The organism is Bacillus sp. FJAT-47783, from assembly GCF_022808615.1.
GTDB lineage: Bacteria > Bacillota > Bacilli > Bacillales > Aeribacillaceae > Bacillus_BZ.
The window spans coordinates 1-997 of the sequence record NZ_JAKZKS010000069.1 but is presented as its reverse complement, the minus strand read 5'-3'; the positions used below and the strand labels follow the sequence as shown (position 1 = coordinate 997).

Genomic DNA, 997 nt, shown 5'->3' with positions numbered 1-997 from the left:
CCCTAACTACCTTGTGTTTGAATGTATTTTTGAATAATCTCTTTGCTAACATTTCCAATGCTACATACGAAGTAACCGTCACTCCAAAAGGTGCGTTCTTTCCAAAAATGTCGGGAAAGATATTCGTTATGCTTTTGCCATATCCGATAAGTCGTGAGTTGTTTCAACAACCTAACAATTTCAAGAATACTCCATTTTGGGAAATAACGAATTAATACATGGATATGGTCTTGATCTATCTCTTGCTCAATAATTTGCCAACCGAAATGATTAGAAATGCATTCGATTTCGGTCTTAATATCATGACCTATTTTAAACAATAGCTTTTTCCGATACTTACAGACAAATATTAAATGACACATAAGTAAGTGTTTGCTATGGTTTTCAGAAATGTATTTCATTACTTATTCAAACCTTTACGGATAAGTTCGTAAACCGCACCCGCAAAACTTGAAATGTAATTTTCTTTTTGATATTTTTCAATTTCTGCTACTAAATCAGCAGGAAACTTAATTAATTTTGAAATGCGTTCCATTTTTCACTACCCCCTCAGTATATATTTGATATATACCATGCACTTGATATATAATAAGTATATACTTAAAAGGAGTTGAAATCAATGTTGGTCAATAAAGCATACAAATTCCGCATCTATCCAAACAAAGATCAAGAAATACTGATTACTAAAACAATCGGTTGCTCACGCTTCGTATTCAACTATTTTTTAGCCAAATGGAATGATGCTTATAAAGAAACAGGGAAAGGATTGACTTATAATGCTTGTTCTTCTCAATTAACACAACTAAAGAAAGAATTGGTTTGGTTAAAAGAAGTAGACAGCATTGCGATTCAATCTTCACTCAAAAACCTTGCTGATGCTTATTCTCGCTTCTTTAAGAAGCAAAACGACAAACCACGCTTCAAGTCTAAAAAGAATCCTGTGCAATCTTATACAACCAAGCATACGAATGGAAATATTGCTGTACTGGATAAACAC

Annotated in this window: 3 protein-coding genes; 1 reads left to right on the top strand and 2 read right to left on the bottom strand. The window is 32.9% G+C overall.

What is annotated here, in order from left to right:
- Window positions 1–2: 2 nt before the first annotated feature.
- Entirely contained in the window at window positions 3–401 is a 399-nt protein-coding gene (tnpA, locus tag MLD65_RS17980) for an IS200/IS605 family transposase (protein WP_243293188.1), read from the bottom strand.
- Window positions 401–535 (bottom strand): hypothetical protein, encoded by a 135-nt coding sequence (locus MLD65_RS18210; protein ID WP_279326144.1) that lies wholly within the window; start codon window positions 533–535, stop codon window positions 401–403. The genes tnpA and MLD65_RS18210 overlap by 1 nt, the downstream gene beginning before the upstream one ends.
- Before the next feature lie 84 nt (window positions 536–619).
- Between MLD65_RS18210 and MLD65_RS17975 the strand changes: the two genes are divergently transcribed.
- A partial coding sequence (locus MLD65_RS17975; RefSeq protein WP_243293187.1) for an RNA-guided endonuclease TnpB family protein occupies window positions 620–997 on the top strand: 378 nt, incomplete at its 3' end.